Source organism: Pseudomonas haemolytica, assembly GCF_009659625.1.
Lineage (GTDB): Bacteria > Pseudomonadota > Gammaproteobacteria > Pseudomonadales > Pseudomonadaceae > Aquipseudomonas > Aquipseudomonas haemolytica.
Genome location: NZ_VOIW01000005.1, coordinates 424,631 through 451,152, shown reverse-complemented (window position 1 = coordinate 451,152; position 26,522 = coordinate 424,631). Strand labels below are relative to the sequence as shown.

The 26,522-nt window shown below is 60.8% G+C and carries 25 protein-coding genes; 15 read left to right on the top strand and 10 right to left on the bottom strand.

The genetic code is table 11. The features are described 5' to 3' along the window. Nucleotides 1-101 precede the first annotated feature (101 nt). Complete coding sequence (gene deoR / locus FRT59_RS18680) at nucleotides 102-860, top strand: DNA-binding transcriptional repressor DeoR (RefSeq protein ID WP_034119581.1); 759 nt, start codon at nucleotides 102-104, stop codon at nucleotides 858-860. Here deoR and FRT59_RS18675 read toward each other — a convergent pair. Genes FRT59_RS18675 through rbsK form a run of 3 tightly spaced genes read right to left on the bottom strand, consistent with a single transcriptional unit; the run spans nucleotide 857 to nucleotide 4,178 of the window. Then, nucleotides 857-1,903 carry an aldose 1-epimerase family protein gene (locus FRT59_RS18675; RefSeq protein ID WP_153871972.1) on the bottom strand — a complete coding sequence of 349 codons (1,047 nt, stop codon included), beginning with the start codon at nucleotides 1,901-1,903 and terminating at the stop codon, nucleotides 857-859. The two genes, deoR and FRT59_RS18675, sit on opposite strands and share 4 nt — an antisense overlap. Further along, nucleotides 1,900-3,231, bottom strand: a complete 1,332-nt coding sequence (fucP, locus tag FRT59_RS18670; protein WP_153871971.1) for an L-fucose:H+ symporter permease — start codon at nucleotides 3,229-3,231, stop codon at nucleotides 1,900-1,902. The genes FRT59_RS18675 and fucP overlap by 4 nt, the downstream gene beginning before the upstream one ends. Nucleotides 3,232-3,257: 26 nt before the next feature. Next, entirely contained in the window at nucleotides 3,258-4,178 is a 921-nt protein-coding gene (rbsK, locus tag FRT59_RS18665; RefSeq protein WP_153871970.1) for a ribokinase, read from the bottom strand. A 207-nt stretch (nucleotides 4,179-4,385) separates the two neighbouring features. Here rbsK and FRT59_RS18660 point away from each other — a divergent pair, with 207 nt between their 5' ends. Both FRT59_RS18660 and FRT59_RS18655 read left to right on the top strand, forming a co-directional pair. Then, nucleotides 4,386-5,576 (top strand): multidrug effflux MFS transporter, encoded by a 1,191-nt coding sequence (locus FRT59_RS18660; RefSeq protein ID WP_153871969.1) that lies wholly within the window; start codon nucleotides 4,386-4,388, stop codon nucleotides 5,574-5,576. 95 nt (nucleotides 5,577-5,671) lie between these two features. Beyond that, nucleotides 5,672-6,529, top strand: a complete 858-nt coding sequence (locus FRT59_RS18655) for an SDR family oxidoreductase (RefSeq protein WP_153871968.1) — start codon at nucleotides 5,672-5,674, stop codon at nucleotides 6,527-6,529. A 21-nt stretch (nucleotides 6,530-6,550) separates the two neighbouring features. Here the strand turns inward: FRT59_RS18655 and FRT59_RS18650 are convergent, their stop codons facing one another. Together FRT59_RS18650 and FRT59_RS18645 are read right to left on the bottom strand one after the other, a co-directional pair. After that, nucleotides 6,551-7,465 carry a site-specific integrase gene (locus FRT59_RS18650; RefSeq protein ID WP_153871967.1) on the bottom strand — a complete coding sequence of 305 codons (915 nt, stop codon included), beginning with the start codon at nucleotides 7,463-7,465 and terminating at the stop codon, nucleotides 6,551-6,553. Nucleotides 7,466-7,573: 108 nt separating this feature from the next. Beyond that, entirely contained in the window at nucleotides 7,574-8,386 is an 813-nt protein-coding gene (locus tag FRT59_RS18645) for a M949_RS01915 family surface polysaccharide biosynthesis protein (RefSeq protein WP_153839712.1), read from the bottom strand. 412 nt (nucleotides 8,387-8,798) lie between these two features. Between FRT59_RS18645 and arnC the strand changes: the two genes are divergently transcribed. From arnC to FRT59_RS18585, 12 genes are all read left to right on the top strand, one after another. Then, the gene (gene arnC / locus FRT59_RS18640) at nucleotides 8,799-9,833 is read left to right on the top strand and encodes an undecaprenyl-phosphate 4-deoxy-4-formamido-L-arabinose transferase (RefSeq protein ID WP_153839711.1); all 1,035 of its coding nucleotides are present in this window, start codon (nucleotides 8,799-8,801) and stop codon (nucleotides 9,831-9,833) included. Next, nucleotides 9,830-11,833, top strand: a complete 2,004-nt coding sequence (gene arnA, locus FRT59_RS18635) for a bifunctional UDP-4-amino-4-deoxy-L-arabinose formyltransferase/UDP-glucuronic acid oxidase ArnA (RefSeq protein ID WP_153871966.1) — start codon at nucleotides 9,830-9,832, stop codon at nucleotides 11,831-11,833. The genes arnC and arnA overlap by 4 nt, the downstream gene beginning before the upstream one ends. Continuing rightward, on the top strand, nucleotides 11,833-12,717 hold the full coding sequence (gene arnD / locus FRT59_RS18630; protein WP_153839709.1) for a 4-deoxy-4-formamido-L-arabinose-phosphoundecaprenol deformylase: 885 nt from the start codon (nucleotides 11,833-11,835) through the stop codon (nucleotides 12,715-12,717). The genes arnA and arnD overlap by 1 nt, the downstream gene beginning before the upstream one ends. Beyond that, on the top strand, nucleotides 12,714-14,369 hold the full coding sequence (gene arnT / locus FRT59_RS18625) for a lipid IV(A) 4-amino-4-deoxy-L-arabinosyltransferase (RefSeq protein ID WP_153871965.1): 1,656 nt from the start codon (nucleotides 12,714-12,716) through the stop codon (nucleotides 14,367-14,369). The genes arnD and arnT overlap by 4 nt, the downstream gene beginning before the upstream one ends. After that, complete coding sequence (gene arnE / locus FRT59_RS18620) at nucleotides 14,366-14,713, top strand: 4-amino-4-deoxy-L-arabinose-phosphoundecaprenol flippase subunit ArnE (RefSeq protein WP_034119593.1); 348 nt, start codon at nucleotides 14,366-14,368, stop codon at nucleotides 14,711-14,713. The genes arnT and arnE overlap by 4 nt, the downstream gene beginning before the upstream one ends. Then, nucleotides 14,710-15,123, top strand: a complete 414-nt coding sequence (gene arnF / locus FRT59_RS18615; RefSeq protein ID WP_034119594.1) for a 4-amino-4-deoxy-L-arabinose-phosphoundecaprenol flippase subunit ArnF — start codon at nucleotides 14,710-14,712, stop codon at nucleotides 15,121-15,123. Before arnE ends, arnF begins: the two co-directional genes overlap by 4 nt. Then, nucleotides 15,120-16,502, top strand: a complete 1,383-nt coding sequence (locus FRT59_RS18610) for a UDP-glucose dehydrogenase family protein (RefSeq protein WP_153871964.1) — start codon at nucleotides 15,120-15,122, stop codon at nucleotides 16,500-16,502. Before arnF ends, FRT59_RS18610 begins: the two co-directional genes overlap by 4 nt. After that, entirely contained in the window at nucleotides 16,503-18,125 is a 1,623-nt protein-coding gene (locus tag FRT59_RS18605) for an ArnT family glycosyltransferase (RefSeq protein WP_198809737.1), read from the top strand. 303 nt (nucleotides 18,126-18,428) lie between these two features. After that, entirely contained in the window at nucleotides 18,429-18,638 is a 210-nt protein-coding gene (locus FRT59_RS18600) for a type VI secretion system contractile sheath small subunit (RefSeq protein WP_267910985.1), read from the top strand. 166 nt (nucleotides 18,639-18,804) lie between these two features. Beyond that, nucleotides 18,805-19,515, top strand: coding sequence for an HPP family protein (locus FRT59_RS18595; protein ID WP_153839706.1), 711 nt, complete (start codon nucleotides 18,805-18,807; stop codon nucleotides 19,513-19,515). A gap of 131 nt (nucleotides 19,516-19,646) precedes the next feature. Further along, entirely contained in the window at nucleotides 19,647-20,750 is a 1,104-nt protein-coding gene (locus FRT59_RS18590) for an enoyl-CoA hydratase/isomerase family protein (RefSeq protein ID WP_034119598.1), read from the top strand. Between the two features lie 2 nt (nucleotides 20,751-20,752). Next, nucleotides 20,753-21,904 (top strand): acyl-CoA dehydrogenase family protein, encoded by a 1,152-nt coding sequence (locus tag FRT59_RS18585; RefSeq protein ID WP_034119599.1) that lies wholly within the window; start codon nucleotides 20,753-20,755, stop codon nucleotides 21,902-21,904. A gap of 73 nt (nucleotides 21,905-21,977) precedes the next feature. Here the strand turns inward: FRT59_RS18585 and FRT59_RS18580 are convergent, their stop codons facing one another. The 5 genes from FRT59_RS18580 to FRT59_RS18560 form a co-directional block, all read right to left on the bottom strand. Next, the gene (locus FRT59_RS18580; protein WP_153871963.1) at nucleotides 21,978-22,235 is read right to left on the bottom strand and encodes a hypothetical protein; all 258 of its coding nucleotides are present in this window, start codon (nucleotides 22,233-22,235) and stop codon (nucleotides 21,978-21,980) included. 391 nt (nucleotides 22,236-22,626) lie between these two features. Further along, complete coding sequence (locus FRT59_RS18575) at nucleotides 22,627-23,400, bottom strand: enoyl-CoA hydratase (protein WP_034119601.1); 774 nt, start codon at nucleotides 23,398-23,400, stop codon at nucleotides 22,627-22,629. Between the two features lie 11 nt (nucleotides 23,401-23,411). Then, on the bottom strand, nucleotides 23,412-24,539 hold the full coding sequence (locus tag FRT59_RS18570) for an acyl-CoA dehydrogenase (protein ID WP_153839703.1): 1,128 nt from the start codon (nucleotides 24,537-24,539) through the stop codon (nucleotides 23,412-23,414). Between the two features lie 9 nt (nucleotides 24,540-24,548). Next, a complete protein-coding gene (locus tag FRT59_RS18565; RefSeq protein ID WP_034119603.1) occupies nucleotides 24,549-25,733 on the bottom strand; it encodes an acetyl-CoA C-acyltransferase in 1,185 nt (394 codons plus the stop codon). A 12-nt stretch (nucleotides 25,734-25,745) separates the two neighbouring features. Then, nucleotides 25,746-26,513 carry an SDR family NAD(P)-dependent oxidoreductase gene (locus FRT59_RS18560; protein ID WP_034119604.1) on the bottom strand — a complete coding sequence of 256 codons (768 nt, stop codon included), beginning with the start codon at nucleotides 26,511-26,513 and terminating at the stop codon, nucleotides 25,746-25,748. Nucleotides 26,514-26,522 lie beyond the last annotated feature (9 nt).

The window sequence follows — 26,522 nt, the reverse complement described above, 5'->3', positions numbered from 1 at the left end:
ATGATCGTGTGGTCGCTTGCCACGGCGCACACATTAAGATGTTGCAATACTCACATTTAATGTTACTTAATTAACACAAACAATCAAGCCCTGGAATACCCGTGGACAGTAGAAAAACCGAGCGACTCAAGCTTATCCAGCAAGCCTTGCAGGACCAGAGCGCCATTCACCTGCGGGAAATGGCTGCGCTGCTGGACGTTTCCGAGATGACCCTGCGCCGCGATCTCAACCACTTCACCGAGCACTTGCGCCTGTTGGGTGGCTATATCACCCGGGTCGGCAGTGAGGCCGGTGATTACCGGGTTGCCGACCAGGGCACGCGTCACGTCGAAGAGAAACGCCGCATCGGCAAACTCGCCGCCCGGTTGATACAGCCCGGCGACACCGTCTTTTTCGACTGCGGCACCACCTCGCCGTTTGTCATCGACTTCATCCCCGACGAGTTGGAGTTCACTGCCGTGTGCAGCTCGTTGAACGTGCTGCTCAAGCTGCAGAACAAGCCCAACTGCCATATCGTGTTGTGTGGCGGCACCTTTCACCGCAAGAACCAGGTGTTCGAAAGCAGCGCTGAAAGCGGCATTCTCGACAGCGTGCGTCTGACGTGGGCCTTCGTGACGGCTGCCGGCGTCAGCCAGGCGTTCGGTGTGACCTGCTTTAACTTCAATGAAGTCGAGGTCAAGCAAAAGGTCCTGCGCCAGGCACAGCAGCGCGTGTTGCTGGCCGACTTCAGCAAGTTCGATACGGTGCGCACCGCGCACTTCGCCAGCCTGGAAGATTTTCAGTACGTGGTCAGCGACAAGAAAATCCCCCGGGCCTACAAAGAGGCCATCCAGGCCAGCGGCGCGCAATTGCTGGTTTAACCCAGCAACCGCTGCCGTTCCCGCGCATTCAAGTAGCCGGTGGTCACGCTGAAGGCAGCACTGGCCCCGGCCGCCAGTACCCGCACGTGGCCTTTGGCTTTTTCGGCGAGATAGCCTTCGGGCTCGCACGTCGACGGCAGCACGAACGCCGCGACCTGCTGGTCCGGCGTATGCAGGATCCAACGCACGGCATGCTCGAACTGTTCCGGGCGATAACGGGTGTAGAACGCCGCGCCCTCCGGATGATCCAGCAGAAAGTGTGCGTGGCCTGTCGCGTCTGTGGCCACGTTGTCGAAGAAAAACACAATTTCGGGGTCGTACAATGTCGGCGTGTCGAGGCTGGCCAACTGGGCGGGATGCTCGGCCAGTTGCGCCATGTAGGCGCGCCAGTCAGGTGTCGGTTTCACATGGCCCGGCACACTGGTACGCAGGCGAAGGCGCTGCATGCCCAGCGGCTCGACAAACCGCGCACCCGCCACATAGGCGTAGTTCATGTGGGCCATGTACATCAGCTCCATGGGCTTGCCGGCGAGGTTCGTGACGTCCATGTCGATATCGAACAACCCCGAATCGGCGCGCAGCGTCACGCTGGGGCATGCCCGGTAGCGATCGCCAAAGCCCTTGGCATAGTGATAGGTGCCGCCCAGGCGCACAAAGCCCTCGCCGAACTCCAGCCAGGCCGTGTCCATCGGTGCGCAGGGCATCTCGCCGTGCAAGGCATGGGTGTCATCGGGCGCCGGGCAGCCATTGCGCAGCAGACCACTGTGGAACATGAAGCAGCCATAGGTGTCGATGATCGTCGGGCTGGGCCTGGGCTGCTCGAACAGGTTGGTCATGGTCAGGTCGCAACCGTCGAAGGCGGCCGACCAGATCATCTGCCCTTGATAAGGCAGCACCACCAGGCGTCCACGGCTGTTCTCCAGGCTCACCGCCAGCACGCCGGACGGGTAAGCCCAGGCACTGACCTTGAAATCCTCGGACTGTAAAAGGACCTTTTCCTGCTCGGCGAACACTGCCCGATACAGCGGGATACGCGTGTTCATGAGGCCACCGCCGCTGCCGTGGCCGAAGGCGAAGTGTCTGACTGGCGCAGGCATTTAAACGCGTACATCACGATCACGATAAAGCACAGCAGCGGTACGCTGTAGGCCAGCTGCATATTGCCGCCGCTGGCGTCAGACAACAGGCCCTGGAAGATCGGTATCACCCCGCCACCGACAATACTCATCACCAGCAATGAACCGCCGACACCGGTGTCTTCACCCAGGCCATCGATCGTCAGGCCGTAGATGGTTGGCCAGCACGGGCCGAGGAAAATGCTCACGCCGACCGCTGCATACACCGCCGAAATGTTCGGCACCAGAATCGTGTAGGCCAGCAGCACAATGCACAATACGCCGTAGATCGCCAAGACTTTGGCCGGGTGCAGGCGGCGCATCAGCAGGTTGGCGATCAGCTTGCCGACAAAGTAAGCGGCAAAGGTGGTCAGGAGGAACCATGAAGCACTGCGCTCATTCATGCCGCCCATTTGCATCGCCAGGCGAATGGTGAAACTCCATACGCCGACCTGCGCGCCTACATACAGAAACTGCGCCAGTACGCCAAACGTAAAACGCGGATTGTGCCACAACCGCCCCAGGCTTTTGCGCAAACTGCCGGACTTGTTATTGGCGGGCTTGTTGCCCTTGCAGGCCGGAAACCGGGTTATGGCGATCAAGATAAACATCAGCACCAGCACCGCGATCATCCACTTGTAGGGCAGCAGCGTGGACTGGATCATTTGCAATTGCTGCACAGCGGCCTCGGAGGCGCTCATCTGCGTCAATTGTTCGGTGGTGGCATCGGTGTCCTTGAACATCACAAAGCTGCCCACGTACACCCCGGCCATCGCGCCGAACGGGTGGAAGGTCTGGGAAATGTTCAAGCGACGTGTGCCGGTTTCCCGTGGGCCCATCAGTGTCGAGTAGGTGTTGCACGCGGTTTCCAGGAACGACAGGCCGGCGGCAATCACAAATAGCGCGAGCAAGAACATGCCGTACTTGGCTGTGGACGCTGCGGGAAAAAACAGCAGGCAGCCGAACATATACAGCAGCAAGCCAATCAGGATCGTGCTCTTGTAGCTCAAGCGACGAACCACCATCGCGGCGGGAATCGCCACGAAGAAGTAACCCAGGTAAAACGCCGACTGCACAAAGGCGGTCTGAAAATCGCTGAGTAAAAACGCCTTCTTGAAGTGCGCGATCAGCACGTCGTTCATGCTCGCCGCTGCCGCCCACAACGCAAAGATGCTGCACAGCAGGATAAAGGCGAACCAGGGTGTGCGGTTCAGGTAAAAACCATCGGGTGTCTGTTGCAGCGCAGGTTTGTTCATTATTGTTCTCCGGGCTGAAGGGGGGCTTACCGTTGTTGCAGGAAGCGAGCGAACGCTTCGCTGTCGGGATAGGAGGTCTGCGTACCCAGCGCCGTCACCGAGCAGGCCGAATACGCCACTGCCTGCTCCATGGCATGGCGAATCCCGCCATCGCGGTTCCATTGCTGGATGAAACACCCAATAAACGCATCACCCGCACCGGTGGTGTCACGGGCGATAACCCGCCGGCCCGGAACTTGAAACTCGCCCTCCTCGCCTACGTACAGCGCGCCGTGCTCGCCGAGGGTGACGATCACGTGGCGAATGCCGCTGGCTACCAGGGTTTGCGCCGCGGCGCGGGCCGAGTCCGGCGAGTCCACGGTATGGCCTGTGATCAATGCCAGTTCCGATTCGTTGGGAATCAAGAAATCCAAATGTGCCAGGTGTTCAGCGCTTAAGCCCGGCAGCGCCGGTGCGGGGTTGAGCAGCACGGCGATTCCATGCTGGTGGGCGAATTCGATGGCGTAGTAGACCGTCTCCAGGTTGACCTCCAACTGCAGCACGATCAGCGTGCACTCACGCAGGTCATCGGCGGCCGCATCGATATCGGCCGGGGACAAATACGCATTGGCGCCTTTGACGATCAAAATGCTGTTGTGGGAGTCGGCGCGCACAAAGATCGGCGCCACGCCGCTGGACACACCCGGCACCCGTTGCACATAACGGGTGTCAATGCCAAAGCGTTGGAAGTTGGCCAATGTGTTATCGGCAAACATGTCGTCACCGACCTTGCTCAACATCACTACATCAGCCCCAAGCTTGGCTGCCGCCACCGCCTGGTTGGCGCCCTTGCCGCCGCACCCCAGGGCAAAGCCCGGCGCTTCCAGGGTTTCGCCCTGGTCCGGCATGCGGTCGATGTAAGTAATCAAATCCACCATATTGCTGCCGATGACTGCGATCTTGCCCATTGCTATTCCACCTTGTTGCGGCACGGCCAGGCAGGCCGCAGCGCTCTTGTTTTGTTATTTAAATAACATTGTGTGTGATTATTCAATCTTTATTTCGCGGTGATGGATCAACAGGCGCGAAAATGTAGCGTCTATGTAAACCTCACCTTGTGCGTCGCCGGGTCGCTCACTAAGCTGGCCGATCTTTCGCTGTGACCCGGACTTCCCATGCCTCGAACCATTGCCCATCTCGCCTTGTTGCTGGGGCTGATCACCGCTATTGGTCCGTTTGCCATCGACAGCTACTTGCCCGCGCTGCCCACACTGGGTGCCAGCCTGCAGGCGTCACCGGCTGCGGTGCAGATGAGCTTGACGGTGTTCTTCATGATCATCGGCGTGTGCCAACTGTTCTACGGGCCGATCAGCGATGTGTTCGGCCGCAAGCCGCCGATCTATGCCGGCCTGGCGATCTTTGCCCTGGCCAGTGTCGGCTGTGCGCTGGCCCCGACTATCGAAGTGTTGATCGGTTTTCGTGCGCTGCAAGCATTTGGCGCGTGCGCCGGCATGGTCATTCCCCGGGCGATCGTGCGTGACTTGTATACCGGCCACGAAGCCGCACGCTTGATGGCGTTGCTGATGCTGGTAATGAGTGTTTCGCCGATCCTGGCACCGCTGGCTGGCAGCGTGGTGATTTCACTCTGGAGTTGGCGCGAAGTGTTTGCCGTACTGGCGGTGGTGGCCGTGTTGTGCCTGGTGATGACCATTGTGCAGTTGCCAGAAACTCATCCCGCCGAGCGCCGCCTGAACAAGACCCTTCGCGGCGCTATCGGCAGCTACGGGGCGTTACTGCGCGATCCGGTCTTCACCGGTTTGTCGGTGGTGTGTGGTTTTGGCCTGGCGACCTTCTTTGTATTCATTGGCAGTGCGCCGTTCGTTTACATCGAGTATTTCGGCCTGACCCCAACCCAGTTCAGCCTGTGCTTTGCGCTGAACGCCGCGTCATTCTTTGCCATGAGCCAACTGACTGCACGCCTGAGCGCACGCTTTGGCCTGGCGCCACTGATTCGCTGGTCGGTGGTGGGGGTGGCCATTGTCATGACGCTGCTGGCTGCCACCACGCTGTGGAGCGATAACCTGGCCATGATGATGACGCTGCTGTTTATCGGCTTTGGTTTTCTGGGGCTGTTGCTGCCCGCCGCCGGTGTGTTGTCCATGGAGGATCATGGTGCCGTGGCCGGTTCTGCATCGGCGCTGCTGGGGGCGATCCAGATGATCACAGCCGCAGTATCGATGACGCTGGTCGGCCTGTTCGCTGACCACACGCCGGCACCCATGCTGGTGGGTATCGCGCTGTGTGCGGTGGCGGCGATGCTCGTCACCGGGTGGACCTTGCGCCGCTTGCCGGCTCATCTGGGCTGACACCATTCGTCGGGCCTGCGCCGCATCCGCTACAACTAACGCCGCCCACCCAACTACTAACTCCATAGCACCCTTAAAGAGCTATGGAGACTGAAATGACCGACTACCCGCGCCCACCCTTCGCCCCTCAAGCCCAGTCCGTTCCCGGCACCCAGAAGAAAATGGACCCGTACCCCGACTGCGGTGAGAAAAGCTACAAAGGCTCTGGTCGCCTGGCCAACAAGATCGCCTTGATCACCGGCGCCGACAGCGGCATCGGCCGTGCTGTAGCGATCGCGTTTGCCCGTGAAGGCGCCGACGTGGCCATCGCTTACCTGGATGAACATGAAGACGCCAAGGAAACTGCGCGCTGGGTTGAAGAAGCCGGCCGCCAATGCCTGCTGCTGCCAGGCGATATCGCGCTAAGAGCCAACTGCCAGGCGCTGGTGGACAAGACCGTCGAACAGTTCGGCCGTATCGACGTGCTGGTCAATAACGCCGCGTTCCAGATGACCCACGAAACCCTGGAAGAGATCGAGGATGAGGAATGGGTCAAGACCTTCGATATCAACATCACCGCGATGTTTCGTATCTGCAAGGCCGCCCTGCCCCATATGAAAGCCGGCAGTTCGATCATCAATACCAGCTCGGTCAATTCGGACATGCCCAAGCCAACGCTGCTGGCCTATGCCGCCACCAAGGGCGCGATTGCCAACTTCACTGGGGGCTTGGCGCAGTTGCTCGGCGACAAGGGCATCCGCGTCAACAGCGTGGCACCGGGGCCGATCTGGACGCCGCTGATTGTGTCGACCATGCCCGATGAAGACGTCAAGAGTTTTGGCAGCGAAACCCCGCTGGGGCGCCCTGGGCAGCCGGTGGAGGTGGCGCCGATCTATGTACTGTTGGCGTCGGATGAGGCCAGTTATATCTCTGGCTCGCGGTACGCCGTGACCGGGGGCAAACCCATTCTCTGAACCTCCCGATTAAACTTGAGATTACAGATCAAACCGATCCACCGCCCGCCGCCGCTCATTGTCGTCACGCACGTCATAGCTGGCGGTGGTCTGGATATTGGTGTGGTGCGCCAGCTTCTGCGCAATCGACAAGTCATGTTCCTCGATCACCCGCGTGATGAACGAGCGGCGGAAATCATGGGGCATGATCTTCACCCCAACCTGTTCACCGCGCTGGCGGGCAATGTAGTAAATCGCATGCTTGGTAATGCGTTCGCGGGTGATATGGCTGCCCCGCCGAATGCGATTGAACAGAAAGGTGTCGTCCTGCTCGCCTTCCTTGAGTTGCTCGCGACGAAACTTCAGCCAGGCCTGTAGCTTGGCGAACGCCCAGTCTGGCGCGTATTTGACCAGTTCCTTGTTGCCCTTGCCGATCACCCGCAGGCTGCGCTCTTCAAAGTCGATCTGCGCCAGGTCGAGGTTGACCGACTCTGACTTGCGCATCCCCGAGCCATACAACAAACCGATCACCGCGGCGTCCCGCAGGCCCTGGGGGCGTGGGTCGGCAGCGCATACGTCGAGCATTTCGCGGATCAACGTGCGGCGCAGGTTGCGACCCTGCCCCAGGCGTGTACCAGGTGCGGCCTTCACCGAGCGCATCTTCAACAAGTGATCCTGGCTGATCAAGCTCATGCGCCACGCTTCATTCATCACCCCACGCACCGCATTCACATACAACGAAGAAGTATTCGGCGCGTAGCCGTCCTCGCGTAATGCGGCCACCAATGCGATGACGTGTTCCGGTTGCAGCAGGTGCCAGTCAATCTCTTCGAGGTTGAGGTCTTCGAAGCCCAGGCGGTCGGCGGCGTCCTGCAGCACGTAGCGCATGGTCAGTTGGCTGGAGGGAGCCAGGCGGGTGAGGTAGAGGGTCAGCGGGTTGCGGATAGACTCAGTCAAAATAGATCAGCCTTTGGATTAAATACATCTAACAACTTATTGATTAATAGATGTATTTAGTGAATTGGCGAAGGCTGAGTCTAACCCAGGAGCGGCCCAGGCACCAAATTACGGCGCCGATTCGTCGTCCTCGATGGGTTCTTCGGGCTGGGCCTGGGATTGACTCCAGTCGGCGTCCTGCTGCTGCATCAGCGCAAACCAGTGGTGACGCATAAAGGCGAGGTAGGCGCCCGGCGCCTTGGCAAAATCCTTCTCGTCGCCATAGCAGCCTGGCAGCGGTAGCTCAGTGCCCTGCTCCTTGTACTGGCTGACCAGCGCCTGCTGTGCCGCGACACTGCAGTCGGTGGGCAATGGCATTCCGCGCAAGGCACCGGCATCCTCATCCCACCAACTGGCGCCCACGCGGTCGAGGCCGCGCAGACGATACTTCTCAGACTTGCCGACGTGCATGATCAGCTTGAATTCGTTAGGGCTGACATCACTGGTACAGGTACGCGAATAACCCACCGTAGCCTGGGTATTGCCGTCGCCCAGCAGGTCGGTGACCTTGGTAGCCGCACGGTCAAAGCGCAGCCCTGCATCGAATTCGCAATGCTGCACGTCGTCGTACAGCATCCAGACCCGCTTGGGGCGGTCGCCACCGAGCATGTACTGTGCCGCGTAGACAAACGCCGATTGAGTGCCATCGTCATCCCGCTCGCTGACCTGTTCGGCAAGTACCAGCAGGTTTTTGCCTTGGCGGTCGTCCCACGTATAGGCGGCGACCTGTTTGCCGCGTACTTCCACACCTTCCGGCACCTGCTCGATGCTGGTCAGTGCAACCCCGTCATCGGCCCGCACGCTGGTGACACAGGCCACCGCCATCAACAATCCCATCAGTGCGGGCCGCAACTGGCCGCGTAAAAGTTGCACGCTATTCATCCGACTACCCTGGCAAGAGATGGCTTACTTTACCGGCACTTGAGCGCCAATGCAGAGAAGTTTGTTGAATGACATTCGTTCGCCGGGCCCGCTCGTTCAGATTGAACCAAACGCCCTGCACGACGCTCCTAGCTCGCTGGCTGACGGCTACCTGTAACGCCTTGATTACTTAGCTGAACCCTAGCTGTCTACCTGTCAAATAAACGAGTTTTTCATCCGCCTTTCATATTCGTTGCACATTTTTGCGCTTAACCTTGTAGGCAGCACTTCAGAGCAATCCGTGGATTATCGACTAACCTATTGAAAACGCGTCATCTTTCACGCCCGTTTTGTAGCCTGCGGGCTGCAGTTTCGCCTAACGATTGCTGCTATTTTCACGCTTCAAGTTGCTCTAGCCCGAGGTCATGAATCTTTGAAACCCTACCCTATTCATTGCGTGTCGATCGTTATCCCGGTCTACAACGAACAAGAGAGCCTGCCTGAACTGCTGCGCCGCACTACGGCAGCCTGCAAGCAACTGGCCTACGAATACGAAATCATCCTGGTGGATGACGGTAGCCGCGACAATTCGGCCCAACTGCTTGAAGACGCTGCGGCTGAAGAAGGCAGCCATGTGGTGGCGGTAATCCTCAACCGCAACTACGGCCAGCACGCCGCGATCATGGCCGGCTTTGAGCAGTGCCGGGGCGAAGTGGTGATTACCCTCGACGCCGACCTGCAAAACCCACCGGAAGAAATCCCGCGCCTGGTAGAGCAAGCCGCCTTGGGCTACGACGTGGTCGCCACTGTGCGCAACAATCGTCAGGACTCCGCCTTCCGCCGCTGGCCCTCGCGACTGATCAACCTGGCCGTGCAACGCTCCACCGGCGTGGCCATGAGCGACTACGGCTGCATGTTGCGCGCCTACCGCCGCACCATCGTCGACGCCATGCTCGCCTGCCGTGAACGCAGCACCTTTATCCCGATCCTGGCCAACGGCTTTGCCCGCCATACCACGGAAATCCTCGTGCACCACGCCGAGCGCGAGCATGGTGAATCCAAATACAGCGCCATGCGCCTGATCAGCCTGATGTTCGACCTGCTGACCTGCATGACCACCACGCCATTGCGCCTGCTGTCCATCGTCGGCTTCAGCCTGGCGGCCCTGGGCGTGCTGTTCGCCTTTGCGCTGATCTTCATGCGCCTGGCCTTCGGTGCCGACTGGGCGGGCGACGGTCTGTTCGTGCTGTTCGCCGTGCTGTTCGTGTTCACCGGTGGCCAGTTCATCGGCATGGGCCTGCTGGGCGAATACCTGGGCCGCATGTACAGCGATGTACGCGCCCGCCCGCGTTTCTTTATTGAAAAAGTGCTGCGCAACCAACCGGCAGCACCGGCTCCAGTCGTCGTGGTTGACGGCTTGGTGTCTTCCCACACTTCTACTTCTCCTTCCGATCAGGTTTCGTCATGAATTCAAAAGCTGTTGTCTTCGCTTACCACGATATTGGCTGTGCAGGCATTGAAGCCCTGCTCGGTGCGGGTTACGAAATTGCTGCGGTGTTCACCCATGCCGATGACCCCAAGGAAAACAACTTCTACGGCTCCGTCGCCCAACTCTGCGCGCGCAATGGCATCCCGGTACACGCCCCGGAAGACGCCAACCACCCGCTGTGGATCGAGCGCATCGCCAAGCTGAACCCGGAGTACATTTTTTCCTTCTACTACCGCAACCTGCTGAGCGAGCCGCTGCTGGCCACCGCCCGCAAAGGCGCCTTCAACCTGCATGGCTCGTTGCTGCCTAAATACCGTGGCCGCGCCCCGGCCAACTGGGTACTGGTCAATGGCGAAACCGAAACCGGCGTGACCCTGCACCGCATGGTCAAGCGTGCCGATGCCGGCGCCATCCTCGCCCAGCAGAAAGTCATCATCGACCGTACCGACACCGGCCTGAGCCTGCACGCCAAGCTGCGTGATGCCGCCGCGGCCCTGCTGCGCGACGCGCTGCCACAGCTGGCCCAGGGCAAGCTGACGGAAACCGCCCAGGATGAAAGCCAAGCCACCTACTTCGGCCGCCGCACCGCCGCCGATGGCAAGCTGGACTGGAAAAACCCTGCCGAAACCCTGTTCAACCTGGTTCGCGCCGTGACCCAACCATACCCGGGCGCCTTCTGCGCCGTGGGCGAGCACAAGCTGATCGTATGGCAAGCCGAAGTGGTCAAGGGCAACGACGGCCTGGCGCCTGGTCGCGTGATCAGCGTCAACCCGCTGCGTATTGCCTGCGGTGAAGATTCCCTGGTGGTCAAGTTTGGCCAACGCAATGAAAACGGTCTGTACTTGGCCGGTCCGGCGCTGGCCGACGAACTCGGCCTGGTGGACGGCTCCGTGTTGCGCGGCGCTGAGTCCGGCCGCAAGCCACGTCGTACCCGCGTGTTGATCCTGGGCGTGAACGGTTTTATCGGTAACCACTTGTCCGAGCGCCTGCTGCGTGACGACCGTTATGAAATCTACGGCCTGGACATCGGCTCCGACGCCATCGAGCGCCTGCGCAGCCACCCCAACTTCCACTACGTGGAAGGCGACATCAGCATTCACTCCGAATGGATCGAGTACCACATCAAGAAATGCGACGTGGTCCTGCCGCTGGTGGCCATCGCTACGCCAATCGAATACACGCGTAACCCGCTGCGGGTGTTCGAGCTGGACTTCGAAGAGAACCTGAAACTGGTTCGCTACTGCGTCAAGTACAACAAGCGCGTGATCTTCCCGTCGACCTCCGAAGTGTATGGCATGTGCCAGGACCAGTACTTCGACGAAGACACCTCCAACCTGGTCGTCGGCCCGGTCAACAAGCAGCGCTGGATCTACTCGGTGTCCAAGCAACTGCTGGACCGCGTGATCTGGGCCTACGGTGACAAGGGCTTGAATTTCACCCTGTTCCGTCCGTTCAACTGGATGGGCCCACGCCTCGATCGCCTGGATTCGGCGCGTATCGGCAGCTCCCGCGCCATTACCCAGTTGATCCTGAACCTGGTTGAAGGCACCCCGATCCGCCTGTTCGACGGTGGTGAGCAGAAGCGTTGCTTCACCGACATCGCCGACGGCATCGAGGCCCTGGCCCGTATCATTGATAACGACAACGATGTCTGCAACGGCCAGATCATCAACATCGGCAACCCCGAAAACGAAGCGAGTATCCGTCAGTTGGGCGAAGAGCTGCTGCGTCAGTTCGAGGCTCACCCGCTGCGCCACAACTTCCCACCGTTCGCGGGTTTCCGCGACGTGGAGAGCAAGGCGTTCTACGGCACCGGTTACCAGGACGTGGCCCACCGCAAGCCAAGCATCGAAAACGCCAAGCGCCTGCTGAACTGGGAGCCGACCGTGGAGATGAGCGAAACCATCGGCAACACGCTCGACTTCTTCTTGCGCGAGGCCATGCTCGAAATCGCCCAGTCTATTGACGAAGCCAAATAATGAAGGCAGGTCTTCGCATCGACGTCGATACCTACCGCGGCACCCGTGAAGGTGTGCCACGGTTGCTCGAATCCCTGGATGAAGCTGGGGTGAAGGCGACGTTCTTCTTCAGTGTCGGGCCGGACAACATGGGGCGCCACTTGTGGCGCCTGATCCGCCCGCAGTTCCTGTGGAAGATGCTGCGCTCCAACGCCGCCGGCCTGTATGGCTGGGACATCTTGCTGGCCGGCACCGCCTGGCCAGGCAAGCCGATTGGCCGTGACCTGGGGCATCTGATGCGCCAGGCCAAGGCCGCCGGGCATGAAGTCGGCCTGCACGCCTGGGACCACCATGGCTGGCAGGCCAACACCGGGCGTTGGAGCGAAGCGCAGTTAGTCGAGCAGATTCGGCGTGGTGTGCAGACCTTGAGTGACATCCTGGGCGAACGTATCGACTGTTCCGCGGCCGCCGGTTGGCGTGCCGATGAGCGGGTGGTGCAAGCCAAGCAAGGGTTCAACTTTCGCTACAACAGTGATTGCCGGGGCACCAGCCTGTTTCGACCGACCTTGGCCGATGGCAGCGCGGGCACCCCACAAATTCCAGTAGACCTGCCGACCTTCGACGAAGTCGTCGGGCCGGTGGTGGCTGCCAAAGACTTCAATAACTTCATTCTTGACCGGTTCAGCGCCTCGAAGCTGAACGTCTACACGATCCACGCAGAAGTAGAAGGGATTCTGATGGCCAATGATTTTCGCCAGTTGCTCGCCCAGGCAGGGCAGCGCGGCATCGAGTTCAAAACCCTGGGCGAGCTGTTGCCGGCGGATGTGACCACCCTGCCCCAGCAACAGCTGGTGCGCGGCGTATTGAGCGGCCGTGAGGGGTGGCTGGGGGTACAGCAGGCATGATCCGCCGTTGGGCTTTGCCCCTGCTCCTGCTGGCGTTTGCTGTGTTCTACCTGCTGCCGCTGGCGACCCATGGTCTGTGGATTCCGGATGAAACGCGTTATGCGCAGATCAGCCAGGAAATGCTGCTGACCGGCAAGTGGGCCTCGCCGCACTTCATGGGCATTCGCTACTTCGAAAAACCCGCTGCGGGCTACTGGATGATTGCGCTGGGCCAGGCGATCTTCGGGCAGAACCTGTTCGGCGTGCGGTTTGCCTCGGCCTTGAGCACCGGCTTGAGCATCCTGCTGGTCTACCTGGTATCCCGCCGGCTGTGGAACGACCCGCAGAAAACCCTGGTCAGTACCGTTCTGTACATGAGCTTCGTCAGTGTGGCGGCGCTCGGCGGCTATGCCAACCTGGACCCGCAGTTCACCTTCTGGGTCAACCTGACCGGTGTTGCGTTGTGGTTCTGCTTCGACAGCACCACGCGGCGCGGCCGCCTGTGGTCCTGGGCGCTGCTGGGCCTGGCTTGCGGCATGGGTTTCATGACCAAGGGCTTCCTGGCGTGGTTGCTGCCGGTATTGATCGCCCTGCCCTACGCCCTCTGGCAGAAACGCTTGGGTGAATTGTTCAGGTTCGGCGTCGTGGCCGTGGTGGTAGCGGTTGTTGTCAGCGTGCCATGGGCATTGGCCGTGCACCTGCAAGAGCCGGACTACTGGAACTTCTTCTTCTGGCACGAGCATATCCAGCGCTTTGCCGGTGAAGACGCCCAGCACGCCGAGCCATTCTGGTATTACCTGCCACTGCTGGTGGCGTTCGCGCTGCCATGGATCGCGCTACTGCCGTCTACAGCGAAAGAGGCCTGGCTGCAAAAACGCGTGCCAAAAACGGCGTTCCTGCTGCTATGGCTGCTGATGCCCCTGGCGTTTTTCAGCCTGGCCAAGGGCAAGCTGCCCTCCTACATCATGCCGTGCATGTTGCCCTTGGCTTTACTGATGGGCTCGACCCTGAGCGACAAGCTGACTCAGGGCCGTGGGCGCGCCCTGCGTATCAACGGCGGGTTGAACCTGGTGTTGGGTGTGCTGGCCCTGCTCGCACTCAGTTGGTTCCAGTTGAAAAAGCCCGTGTACGAACCCGGCGAGGAAACCCTCAGCCTGGTGCTGGTGTTCACCTTTCTGTTCGGTTGGATCGTCGTCAATCTGCTGCAAGCGGCACGCCCTCTGAAATTGTGGGCCGCGCCGCTGATCGCAAGCGCGCTGCTGGTCGTATTGGTGCCCGCAGCGTTGCCCCATTCGGTGGTTTATAACAAGACCCCGGACCAGTTCATCATTGATCACCTCGAAGAGCTGCAGCCCACCGTCGCTCTATTGAGCAACGATCTGGGCGCCGCTTCGGCGCTGTCATGGCGCCTCAAACGCCCGGACATCACGCTGTACAACACCTCTGGCGAGGTCAAGTACGGCCTGGCTTACGCAGACACGGCCCCGCGCCTCGTGGACCGCAACGCGATCCAGGCGTGGATGGCAGAAACCCGCCGTACCGGCGCTGTTGGCGTGGTGATGCGGGTCAATAGTGCGGGCGAAAAGGAAGAACTTGCGCTGCTGCCTACAGATGGCAAGCGTTATGCGCAGGGGAAAATCGTGATCCTGATCTTCCCGCAGGTTGCACCATGATCACCCTACTTCTTTTACTAACGGCCTGCCTGCTTACTTGCATGGGCCAGGTCTCGCAAAAGTTTGCCGTGGAAAGCTGGCGTGACATGCCAGACGGCTGGGCGTTGAAACTGCGTTCGCCGTGGCTGTGGTCGGCGCTGGTGTGCCTGGGCCTGGGTCTGCTGGTGTGGCTGCTGGTGTTGCAACGCCTGGAAGTGGGCATTGCCTACCCGATGCTCAGCCTGAATTTTGTGCTGGTCACGCTGATGGCGCGCTTTGTATTTCACGAACCCATCGATGGCCGTCATTGGCTGGGTGTTGCGCTGGTGATTGCCGGCGTTGTCCTGCTGGGGCGCCAGGTATGAGCCGCGTACGGGGCTTCGCCCTGGCGCTGGGCAGTGTCGGCCTGGTGAGTGCGGCCCAATTGGGCATGCGCTGGAGCATGACACGCCTGCCCTTGCCCACCGAATGGCTGGCAGCCTTCACCGGTAACAGCATCGACTTGGCAGCCCTGGGCGTGGTGAGCCTGGCGATCATCGCCTATGCGCTGTCGATGCTCTGCTGGCTCGGCGCGCTGAAGCATTTGCCCCTTGGTCGTGCCTATTCGCTGCTCAGCATCAGCTATGCGCTGGTTTACCTGCTGGCCGCCAGCCTGCCGGTGTTCAACGAAGATTTTTCGCTTTCAAAAACCCTGGGGGTGGCCTTGGTCATCCTCGGTGTTCTGGTTATCAACTCTCGTCGTGCTAGCACCTCAAGTCCCAGGAATACCCCATGAAAATCAGTGTATTTGGTAGTGGTTACGTTGGTCTGGTACAGGCCACTGTATTAGCCGAAGTCGGTCACGATGTCATTTGCATGGACGTTGACAAAAGCAAGGTCGAGGCGCTCCAGAAAGGTCATGTGACCATCTTCGAGCCGGGTCTTGCTGCCATGGTCAAGGACAACCTGGAAAGCGGCCGCCTGCACTTTACCTACGACGAAAAACTCGCTGTCGAGCATGGTGAAGTGCTGTTCATTGCAGTGGGCACGCCGTCAGATGAGGACGGCTCGGCCGATCTCAAATACGTGCTGTCGGTGGGTGACGCCGTGTCCCGCCACCGTGTAGAGCCGGTGATCCTGGTGGAAAAATCCACCGTGCCAGTCGGCACGGGCGACACCTTGCGCGCCCATATCGAAAAGAACCTGCATAGCGCGGGTCGTCACCTGGATTTCGATATTGTCTCCAACCCGGAATTTCTCAAGGAAGGCTCGGCCGTTGCCGACTGCCGCCGCCCGGACCGCATCATCATCGGCTGCGAACGTGAAGAGGTGCGTGATGTGATGCGCGACCTGTACGCGCCATTCAACCGCAACCACGACCGCATCATCTTCATGGACCTGCGCAGCGCCGAGCTGACCAAGTACGCCGCCAACTGCATGCTGGCCACCAAGATCAGCTTCATCAACCAGATCGCCGAATTGGCCGAACACCTGGGGGCCGACATTGAAGCGGTGCGCCTGGGCATCGGTGCCGACTCGCGGATCGGCTACCACTTCATCTACCCGGGCTGCGGCTATGGCGGCTCGTGCTTCCCCAAAGACATGCGCGCCTTGATCCACAGCGCCAAGCAAGCCAACTGCTCCAGCGACCTGCTGGAAGCCGTGGAAGCCATCAATCAGCGGCAGAAGAGCAAGCTGTTCGAGCGCATCAACGCGTTCTTCAAGGGCAACCTCAAGGGCAAGACCTTCGCGCTGTGGGGCCTGGCCTTCAAGCCCAACACCGATGACATGCGTGACGCGCCGAGCCGCGTGCTGATGGAAGCCCTGTGGGCCGCCGGCGCCAACGTGCGCGCCTTCGACCCGGAAGCCATGCAGGAAACCCAGCGCATCTACGGCGACGACCCGCGCCTGATGCTGATGGGGACTCCGGAGTCCACGCTGGGCGGCGCCGATGCGCTGATCGTGTGCACCGAATGGCAGCAATTCAAGGCGCCGGACTTCGACCTGATCCATGACCGCTTGAAAACACCGGTGATCTTCGACGGCCGCAACCTGTATGACGGTGAACGTCTGACGCGCAAAGGCTTCAAGTATTTCCCCATCGGCCGTGGCGATTCCTGCGAGTTGCCGATCCCCCAGCAAAACTGGGTGCAACAGGTCAAGGATGTCGGCTAGGTGAACAAGGCCTTCCCGTCCCTGCAGCGTGCAACGATCCGCCGCCAGTCGCTGGGGCTTGGGCTTCTGGCGCTGGTGCTGTTCATCGCCGGCAACTGGCACCAGGCAATCATCGGCTTCGACTCGCGCTTCGTGGTGTTTGCCCAGGAAATGCTGCGCCATGGGCCAAGCTTCTTCCCCACGACATACGGCCAGCCGTATGCCGACTACCTGGCGACATCGACCCTGCTGACCTGGCTGCTGTCGTTGCCGTTCGGCCAGGTGACAAGCTTCACAGCATGGCTGCCCACCGCTGTCGCGTCGGCGCTGATCGTGGTGCTGGTGTATCGGCTGACCGCGCCCTATTCCGCTCGCTGGGGTTTGCTGAGTATTGCGCTGTTGCTGCTCAGCAGTACCTTTATCAGCGAAACCCGTGCGGTCTCCCTCGACCAGATGCTCGCCGCCGTGTCCTTGGCGGTGTTCTACCTGGGGTATGCCCATGATCACTTTGCTGCGGCCAAGCGCCTGCACTGGGTGTTTGTGTTGCTGCTGCTCGGGTTTGCGATCCGTGGGCCGATTGGCTTGGTAATCCCTACTGGCATGCTGTGCAGCTATTACCTGATCAACCGCCAATGGCGCCAGCTGTTCAGCTTCGGCCTGCTGGCATTGGCGCTGCTGGCGGCGTGTGTGGGCCTATTGCTGCTGCTGGCTAAGCTCAGCGGCGGCGAAGACTTCATGCACGACGTGATTCGCATGCAGTTCCTTGGGCGCATGGACGGCAGCGAAGGCTCCGGCGGCGTGTTGTATTACTTCACCAGCTCCATGGGCAACTATGCCCTGGCCTATCCGTTGGCGGTGTTGGTGCTGCTGGCCGTTGTGATGGGGGGGCGGCGCGCGCCGGACCCCGCGTTGAAACTGGTGCTTTATTGCACGGCGGCGGGTGTGTTGGTGATGTTGGGCCTGTCGGTGCCTCAGGCCAAGAAGGCGCGCTACATCCTGCCGATGTTGCCGTTTGCAGCCATCATCGCCGCGTACCCTTTCCAGGTGACTCAAGGCCGTATCTTTGCCTGGCTGCGCGGCCTGATGCTGGGTATCTGGACGCTGCTGCCGACACTGTTGGCAATCGGCCTGGTGATGGCGCGACGGCGTTATCCAGAAGCACTGGCCAGCCTCGAGCTGATCTTCGTCGTGCTTGGGGGGCTTCAGGTGCTGGCATTGCTGGCGCTACTCAAGCTCCGGCTACGCACGTACGGCCCAGCCTTGGCCGCGGTGCTGGCCCTCTGGACAACCTACATCATGGTGGTTGAACCCCTGGAGCGGCGGTTGTACGACACCCGCACGTTCAGTCTCGCCGTCAAGGCCCAGGTCCTGCAACAACCGGCCCCGGTGGTGCTGCACGCGTTGGGCAAAGACGCGAAAGCCATCAAGTTCATGGTCAACTTCGATTGCGACAAGGTACCGCTGTTTACCCAACTGCCCATCGAGCTCAAACCGATCCAGGCGCCGGCATGGTTGATCATGAGCCAGGCTGACTTTGACGCGTTGGACGATCCACGCCTGCGTTCGATCACCCCGACGCTCACGGGGGAGTTCGACAAGAACTCTTATGTGCTGCTGCATCTGGCAAAAACCTCGGCGCCTTGAGCGGTTTTCCAACGGCGTCGTAAGAAAGAACGCCCACTCTTAAACCAGTGGGCGACTTTCATCAAAGGCACCGAGAAAACACCTACGTTTCTTTGCGTAATGGCTGGTGCACTTTCCCTTCCTGCGCTTGGAACCCGACTGTAGACTCGCTGCCACAGTGCGCTAAGTATCTACTACCCGCTCGATCGTCAGGGCTGATCCGCAAATGCTTGGATCAAAGGCACTCCATCACAAGGACGCGGTAGGCTGCCCACGCGCGATGGCTTACTTCATTAAGAGGACAATGCCGTGCGAGAGGAACTGTTGAATGTACCTTTACCGAGACTCGATCGTTTAATGGAGTTGCGCGACGCACTGGTGGCGCTGAAGGGACCTCTGGCCGAGGACCTCAAGCTGCGCGAAGACCTGCAGGAACGCCTGTTCAATGAAGAGGCCAATAGCCGTGTGCTGGGTAAAGTCTGCGGCACCGCGCCGACCATGGCAGGCCCGATTACATTCGGCGATGCCCTTTAACTGCATTACTTTTGCATTCAACCCTCATTAATATGCAGTGGCGCCAGCGCATCAACACCGGCACACTGCGTCATGTTCCTCCCCCAAATGTTGGAACCTTCTAAGGGCTGTCCCGGGAAACCAGGCAGGCCTTTTTTTTCGCCCGCCGTTTATGGACCGTCTTTCAATGCTCGCTCGCTGGATACCCGCTGCAATCAACACCCGCCCCGCTGAATGGAGCCGTGCAGCCATCGGCATGGCCTTGGGCACGCTACTCAGTGTCTGGGCCTGCGCCCAGGTATACGGCATGGAAGTCGCGCTGCACCTGCTCGGCCCCCTTGGCGCTTCGGCCGTGCTGTTGTTTGCGGTGTCATCGGGTGCGCTGGCCCAGCCGTGGTCGATCATCGGCAGTTATCTGTGTGCTGGCGTCGTGGCGTTGCTGGTCGCACGGGTACTGGGGCGTACCTTGGGCAGCGCGTGCCTGGCGGCAGGCATGACGGTGATCCTGATCTGTTGGTTACGCTGCCTGCACCCGCCGGCCGGTGGCCTGGCCATGACTCTGGTGCTGGCCGACCCCGCATCGATTGCCCTGGGCTGGCAGGAGCTGGCGCCCGTCATGCTCGGCGCCGGCGCCCTGCTAGCGTGCGCGCTGGCCTACAACAATGCCACGCGCACGCGTTATCCCAAAGGGTTGGGCGAGCCTGCCCCTGTCGTCTTGGGCTCTACCGCACCCGTCAGCGACGCGACGATCACCGCGGCCGACCTCAAGTTGGCGTTGGCTGAGATGGAGCAGTTCTACGATGTCGAACCCACAGAGCTGGAGCAACTGATCCACGCAGCAGAAGGCCATGCCCGTCGTCGCAGTATCGGTGAAGTCCTGGCCCGCCGCGTGGTTTGATGCGCACTGCATAAATGCAACAACGACCTGCATGATTCCGGGTTGTACTGGGCAAATTTGCACTGGTACGATCGCGAGAAGGTTCGACCGCGAACATCTTGATAAAGAACAATAAAAGCAGGGAGTTAGAGATGACTGCTCAGGTTTCATCCGAAGCAAGCCACGCCGAGGTTCACCCGCAGGACGTATTGGCGCAGGTGCGTAACCATCTCGGCCACCTCACCCTCAACCGCCCCGCCGGCTTGAATGCCATCACCCTGAACATGGTGCGCCAACTGACCGCCCAGCTGCAGGATTGGGCCGACGATCCGCAAGTTCATGCCGTGGTACTGCGCGGCGCCGGCGAGAAAGCCTTCTGTGCCGGTGGCGACATCCGTTCGCTGTACGACAGCTTTAAGCAGGGCGACACCCTGCACGAAGATTTCTTCGTGGAGGAATATGCCCTCGACCTGGCCATCCACCAGTACCCTAAACCCGTGCTGGCACTGATGGACGGGTTCGTCCTCGGTGGCGGCATGGGCCTGGTGCAAGGCGCCGATCTGCGGGTCGTCACCGACCGCAGCCGCCTGGCGATGCCGGAAGTGGCCATCGGTTACTTTCCGGATGTGGGCGGTAGCTACTTCCTGTCGCGTATTCCTGGTGAACTGGGGACTTACCTGGGCGTGACCGGTGTGCAGATCCGCGCGGCGGACGCCCTGTATTGCGGGCTGGCTGACTGGTATATCGACAGCGCCAAGCTCATCGACCTCGACCAGCAACTCGATAGCCTGCAATGGCACGGCTCGCCTCTCAAGGATCTGCAAGGTGTGCTCGCCAAGCTTGCCGTACAGCAGTTGCCCGACCCGCCCTTGGCGACCTTGCGCCCGGTCATCGACCACTTCTTCGCCCTGCCGGACGTGCCGAGCATTGTCGAGCAATTGCAGGCAGTTACCGTCGCCGACACCCATGAGTGGGCGCTCAATACTGCCCATCTGATGCAAACCCGCTCGCCCCTGGCCATGGCCGTGACCCTGCAGATGTTGCGCCGTGGCCGCCATCTGCCGCTGGAGCAGTGCTTTGCCCTGGAGTTGCACCTTGACCGGCAGTGGTTCAAGCGTGGCGACCTGATCGAAGGGGTTCGCGCGCTGATCATCGACAAGGACAAAACCCCGCACTGGAACCCGCCCACCCTCAATGCGCTGGATGCCAGCCATGTCGAGAGCTTCTTCCGTGACTTCGTGCAGAGTGGGGAATAACCATGCAAGATCTTGAATACACAGAAGAACAAGTGATGATCCGCGATATGGCGCGGGACTTTGCCCGTGGCGAAATCGCCCCCCATGCCCAAGCCTGGGAAAAAGCAGGCTGGATCGATGACGGGCTGGTGGCAAAGATGGGCGAGCTGGGGCTGCTCGGCATGGTGGTCCCGGAGGAATGGGGTGGCACCTACGTCGACTACGTAGCCTACGCGCTGGCCGTGGAGGAAATTTCCGCAGGTGACGGCGCCACCGGCGCCCTGATGAGTATCCATAATTCAGTGGGTTGCGGGCCGATCCTCAACTACGGCACACAAGAGCAGAAACAAACCTGGCTGGCCGAACTCGCCAGCGGCCAAGCCATCGGCTGCTTCTGCCTGACAGAACCTCAGGCCGGCTCCGAAGCCCATAACCTGCGTACTCGTGCTGAGTTGAAAGACGGTCAGTGGGTGATCAACGGCGCCAAGCAATTTGTCAGCAACGGCAAGCGCGCCAAGCTGGCCATCGTGTTTGCAGTGACCGACCCGGAACTGGGCAAGAAAGGTATTTCGGCGTTCCTGGTACCGACCGACACGCCGGGGTTTGTGGTCGACCGTACCGAACACAAGATGGGCATCCGTGCGTCAGACACCTGTGCCGTCACCCTCAACCAATGCAGCGTGCCCGAAGCCAACCTGTTGGGTGAGCGCGGCAAGGGCCTGGCCATTGCCCTCTCCAACCTGGAAGGCGGGCGCATCGGTATCGCCGCCCAGGCCCTGGGCATCGCCCGCGCTGCCTTTGAGGCGGCGCTGGCCTACGCCCGTGATCGGGTGCAGTTCGATAAGGCGATCATCGAGCATCAGAGCGTGGCCAACCTGCTGGCCGATATGCAAACCCAGCTGAACGCCGCGCGCCTGCTGATCCTCCATGCTGCACGCCTGCGCAGTGCCGGCAAGCCGTGCTTGTCCGAAGCCTCCCAGGCCAAGCTGTTCGCCTCGGAGATGGCCGAGCGGGTCTGCTCCAAGGCGATGCAGATCCATGGCGGGTATGGGTATCTGGAGGATTACCCGGTGGAGCGTTACTACCGGGATGCGCGGATCACGCAGATTTACGAAGGCACCAGCGAGATTCAGCGGATGGTGATTGCCAGGGAGCTGAAGAATTACCCGTTCTAACTGACAAAAACTGTGGGAGGGGTGTGACAGCCGAGCGGGATGTTGGGTTTTTGACCGAGTACATATCCGTTATTTAGGTAACGGCCACTATTGGTTCCGCTCTTACAGCGGCTAACCCGGCGTCCTGCCGGGTTAGCCACGGATTCAAGCCTGCGTTCGGCCAGCGTGGTTTAACGGGGTGCCTGAGATCAAAAGCCAGATCAAGAGCTGCTCGCTTCGCATCGTAGATACGTTTGGCGCGCTTTTGCTTTTCTGTGGGAGCGGGCTTGCCCGCGATGAACTGGAAGGCGCCGCGTTTTTTCTGACTTCCCGCGTCATCGTTAACGACCATCGCGGGCAAGCCCGCTCCCACAGGGGTACGCGTACGCCTCAACGATCAGGTCGGCTATAAGGCCGCCTCGCTTCTGCTTTTGATTTTGATCTTAGGCGCCCCGTTAAACCACGCTGGCCGGAATCTGACATTGATTTGGGGGGTAAACCGGCAGGGATGCCGGTTTAGCCGCCCCGCGCCATGGATGGCGCGTGGCGGCGGCCCCCCAAATCAATGTCGGATTACGGGCACACCGAGCCTAGGCGAGGTGCCGAGTGGTGGGGCAAGAGCCCTTTGGTTACTTTGGGGCTCTTTTCCAAAGTGACCCGCTGTAAGAGCGGAACCAATAGCAGCCGTTACCGCAGCAACGGATATGTACTCAGCCCAACCACCCCAAGTTGTAGCGACCTTGCTATTTATCCTTGAACACCGGCGCCCGCTTGGCCACAAACGCAGCCATGCCTTCCTTCTGATCCTGGGTCGCGAACGCCGCATGGAACACCCGGCGCTCAAAGCGCACGCCTTCGGACAGGCTGACTTCAAAGGCGCGATTCACACTTTCCTTGACCATCATGCTGATCGGCACCGATTTGCCAGCGATCAGGGTGGCGACTTTCAACGCTTCTTCCAGCAGCTCATCGGCCGGCACGATGCGCGCCACAATCCCGCAGCGTTCAGCTTCCACCGCATCGATAAAGCGCCCGGTCAGGCACATTTCCATGGCCTTGGCTTTGCCCACCGCCCGGGTCAGGCGCTGGGTGCCGCCCATGCCTGGCAGCACGCCGAGGTTGATTTCCGGCTGGCCAAACTTGGCGCCGTCACCGGCCAGAATAAAGTCGCACATCAACGCCAGCTCGCAGCCGCCGCCCAGGGCGAAGCCATTCACGGCAGCGATGATCGGCTTGCGGCGGTTGGCCACGCGGTCGCTGTCGCTGAACAGGTCGTCCAGGTAGATTTGCGGGTAGGTCAGCTCGGCCATTTCCTTGATGTCGGCACCGGCGGCAAAGGCTTTCTTCGAGCCGGTCAGCACGATACAGCCAATCTCGGGGTTGGCTTCCAGGCTGTCCAGCGCCTGGTTCAATTCGCTGACCAGTTGCGCGTTCAAGGCGTTGAGCGCCTGGGGACGGTTGAGGGTAATCAGCCCGACACGGCCCTGGACGTCAAGCAAGATGGTTTCGTAACTCATGTATCGGCTCCTTAAAGATTGCGTGAGATGACCATGCGCTGAATATCGCTGGTGCCTTCGTAAATCTGGCAGACCCGCACATCGCGGTAGATCCGCTCCAAGGGGAAGTCGCTCAGGTAACCGTAACCGCCCAGGGTTTGCAAGGCGGCAGAACAGACTTTTTCGGCCATTTCCGAGGCAAACAGCTTGGCCATGGACGCCTCTACCAGCGCCGGCTTGCCGCTGTCGCGCAGGGCCGCGGCGTAATGCACCATCTGCCGGGCGACGGCAATTTGCGTGGCCATGTCCGCCAGGCGAAAGGCCACGGCCTGGTGTTCGATCAGCGGCTTGCCGAAGCTTTCACGCTCACGGGCATAGTCGCGGGCTGCTTCGAAGGCGGCGCGGGCCATGCCCACTGATTGCGATGCGATGCCGACGCGGCCACCTTCCAGGTTGGCCAGGGCGATCTTGTAGCCCTCGCCCTCCTCGCCCAGGCGGTTGGCCACCGGCACCCTCACATCCTCAAACAGGATCTGGCAGGTATCCGAGGCATGTTGCCCAAGCTTGTCTTCAACCCGCGCCACGCTGTAGCCCGGTGAATCGGTAGGCACGATAAACGCACTGATGCCACGCTTGCCCGCTGCTGGATCGGTGACCGCGAACACAATTACGACCCCGGCGTTTTGCCCGGAGGTGATGAACTGTTTGCAGCCATTGAGCACATAGTGATCCCCTTCAAGGCGCGCGCGGGTTTTCAGGCTGCTGGCATCGGAACCGGCCTGGGGCTCGGTCAACGCGAAAGCACCCAGCATGGCGCCGCTGGCCAGAGGCGTGAGGAACTCGGCTTTTTGCTGATCATTACCGAACTTGAGGATCGGCACGCAGCCCACCGAGTTGTGCACGCTCATGATCGTCGAGCAGGCACCATCGCCTGCGGCGATTTCTTCCAGGGCCATGGCGTAGGCCAGGTAGCCGGTGTCGCAACCGCCCCACTGTTCCGGCACCAGCATGCCGAAAAAGCCCAGCTCGGCCATTTCAGCGATGGCTTCCTTGGGAAAGCGATGCTCGCGATCCCACTCGGCGGCGAACGGTTTCAAGCGTTCCTGGGCGAATTGCCGGGCGGCGTCGCTGATTTGCAGTTGTTCGTCATTGGGCAGCATAAGTCATCCTCAGTACAGGCATTCAACGGCCATGGCCGTGGCTTCACCGCCGCCGATGCAGATGGCTGCGACGCCACGCTTGAGGCCCTTCTGGCGCAGGGCCGACAGCAGCGTCACCAGGATCCGCGCGCCCGAGGCGCCAATCGGATGGCCCAAGGCGCAGGCACCGCCATGCACATTGACCTTGCTATGAGCAATGTCCAGCTTGCTCATGGTCACCAGGCTGACCACAGCGAAGGCTTCGTTGATTTCGAACAGGTCGACTTCCTCGAGACTCCAACCGGTTTTGCTCATCAATTTGCGTATCGCGCCCACCGGTGCCACTGGAAACAACCCCGGTTCATCGGCAAAGGCAGCGTGCCCATGGATCACCGCCAAAGGTTTGAGGCCGCGTTTGTGCGCCTCGGACTCGCGCATCAGCAACAGCGCCGCTGCGCCATCGGAGATCGAGCTGGAGTTGGCCGCCGTCACGGTGCCGCCTTCACGGAACGCCGGTTTCAGGCTGGCAATCTTGTCCAGCTTGGCCTTGGGTGGCTGTTCATCGTGGAGGATGGTTTTCTGCTCTTTGCCCACGGTGACCTGCACCGGGACAATCTCGGCGGCAAAGCTGCCGTGGGTGATGGCCTCCTGCGCACGGGTCAGGGACGCGATAGCGAAGGCGTCCTGGGCTTCACGGGTAAAGCCGTTGTGCTCGGCGCAGTCCTCGGCAAAGGTGCCCATCAGGCGGCCTTTGTCGTAGGCGTCTTCCAGGCCATCGAGGAACATATGGTCCAGCACCTTGCCGTGGCCCATGCGGTAGCCGCTGCGCGCACGGTCCAGCAGGTATGGCGCGTTGGACATGCTCTCCATGCCGCCGGCAATCACCACGTCGACGCTGCCGGCGCGCAATGAATCGTGGGCAAGGATCGTTGCCTCCATGCCGGAACCGCACATTTTGTTGAGCGTGGTGCAACGAGTGGCCTTGTCCAGCCCAGCGCCGAGGGCGGCCTGGCGCGCAGGTGCCTGCCCGAGCCCAGCCGGCAGCACGCAGCCAAACAGCACTTCGTCGACGGCATCGGTGGCGATACCGGCACGTTCGACGGCGGCACGAATCGCGGCCGCGCCCAGTTGCGGTGCGGTCAGGCTCTTGAGGTCGCCCTGGAACCCGCCCATGGGCGTGCGTACGGCGCTGACAATAACGATTGGGTCATTCATACAGGTGTCTCCTTACTTGGCGGCCATACGCAAGGCACCGTCGAGACGGATCACCTCGCCATTGAGCATGCTGTTTTCAAGGATATGCCGCACCAGCGCGGCATATTCGGCGGGTTTTCCCAGGCGTGGCGGAAACGGCACGCCGGCGGCCAGGGACTCGCGTACTTCCGGGGTCATGCCGGCCATCATGGGCGTTTCGAAAATGCCCGGGGCGATAGTCATTACCCGAATCCCGAAGCGTGCCAGTTCCCGTGCGGCAGGCAAGGTCAGGCTGGCAATCGCGCCCTTGGAAGCGGCATACGCCGCCTGGCCGATCTGGCCATCGAACGCCGCCACCGAAGCGGTATTGATGATCACACCGCGTTCGCCGTCGGCATCCGCTTCGGTTTCGGCGATCGCCGCAGCGGCCAGGCGCAACAGGTTGAAGCTGCCGATCAGGTTGACGTTGATCACCTGGGCAAAGCTGGCCAGCCCATGGGGGCCATTTTTACCGAGGATTTTCTCGCCGCGGACTACACCTGCGCAGTTGATCAAGCCATGCAAACCGCCAAACGCCTCGACAGCCGCGTTAACGGCCGCTTCGGCAGCGGCTTCCTGGCTGATATCCGCCACGGCGCTGCGGGCGTTGTCGCCCAGTTGCCTGGCCTTGGCGGCGACCGCGTCGGCGTTCAAGTCCACCAGCAACACCTTGGCACCCGCAGCTACCAGCATTTCAGCGGTGGCCGCGCCGAGGCCCGAAGCACCGCCGCTGACCAGGAAGACCTTGTTTTCAATCTGCATCATTGGTTC

Excerpts from the sequence above, each read along its gene's own strand:
- FRT59_RS18585 (WP_034119599.1), top strand. The coding sequence starts at position 20,753 with ATGCAAGATCTTGAATACACAGAAGAACAAGTGATGATCCGCGATATG.
- fucP (WP_153871971.1), bottom strand. The coding sequence starts at position 3,231 with ATGAACAAACCTGCGCTGCAACAGACACCCGATGGTTTTTACCTGAAC.
- arnT (WP_153871965.1), top strand. The coding sequence starts at position 12,714 with ATGATCCGCCGTTGGGCTTTGCCCCTGCTCCTGCTGGCGTTTGCTGTG.
- FRT59_RS18655 (WP_153871968.1), top strand. The coding sequence starts at position 5,672 with ATGACCGACTACCCGCGCCCACCCTTCGCCCCTCAAGCCCAGTCCGTT.
- arnF (WP_034119594.1), top strand. The coding sequence starts at position 14,710 with ATGAGCCGCGTACGGGGCTTCGCCCTGGCGCTGGGCAGTGTCGGCCTG.
- FRT59_RS18610 (WP_153871964.1), top strand. The coding sequence starts at position 15,120 with ATGAAAATCAGTGTATTTGGTAGTGGTTACGTTGGTCTGGTACAGGCC.
- FRT59_RS18570 (WP_153839703.1), bottom strand. The coding sequence starts at position 24,539 with ATGCTGCCCAATGACGAACAACTGCAAATCAGCGACGCCGCCCGGCAA.
- FRT59_RS18590 (WP_034119598.1), top strand. The coding sequence starts at position 19,647 with ATGACTGCTCAGGTTTCATCCGAAGCAAGCCACGCCGAGGTTCACCCG.
- FRT59_RS18595 (WP_153839706.1), top strand. The coding sequence starts at position 18,805 with ATGCTCGCTCGCTGGATACCCGCTGCAATCAACACCCGCCCCGCTGAA.
- FRT59_RS18660 (WP_153871969.1), top strand. The coding sequence starts at position 4,386 with ATGCCTCGAACCATTGCCCATCTCGCCTTGTTGCTGGGGCTGATCACC.
- arnA (WP_153871966.1), top strand. The coding sequence starts at position 9,830 with ATGAATTCAAAAGCTGTTGTCTTCGCTTACCACGATATTGGCTGTGCA.
- FRT59_RS18575 (WP_034119601.1), bottom strand. The coding sequence starts at position 23,400 with ATGAGTTACGAAACCATCTTGCTTGACGTCCAGGGCCGTGTCGGGCTG.
- FRT59_RS18645 (WP_153839712.1), bottom strand. The coding sequence starts at position 8,386 with ATGAATAGCGTGCAACTTTTACGCGGCCAGTTGCGGCCCGCACTGATG.
- FRT59_RS18675 (WP_153871972.1), bottom strand. The coding sequence starts at position 1,903 with ATGAACACGCGTATCCCGCTGTATCGGGCAGTGTTCGCCGAGCAGGAA.
- FRT59_RS18565 (WP_034119603.1), bottom strand. The coding sequence starts at position 25,733 with ATGAATGACCCAATCGTTATTGTCAGCGCCGTACGCACGCCCATGGGC.
- FRT59_RS18580 (WP_153871963.1), bottom strand. The coding sequence starts at position 22,235 with ATGGTCGTTAACGATGACGCGGGAAGTCAGAAAAAACGCGGCGCCTTC.
- rbsK (WP_153871970.1), bottom strand. The coding sequence starts at position 4,178 with ATGGGCAAGATCGCAGTCATCGGCAGCAATATGGTGGATTTGATTACT.
- FRT59_RS18560 (WP_034119604.1), bottom strand. The coding sequence starts at position 26,513 with ATGCAGATTGAAAACAAGGTCTTCCTGGTCAGCGGCGGTGCTTCGGGC.
- arnE (WP_034119593.1), top strand. The coding sequence starts at position 14,366 with ATGATCACCCTACTTCTTTTACTAACGGCCTGCCTGCTTACTTGCATG.
- arnD (WP_153839709.1), top strand. The coding sequence starts at position 11,833 with ATGAAGGCAGGTCTTCGCATCGACGTCGATACCTACCGCGGCACCCGT.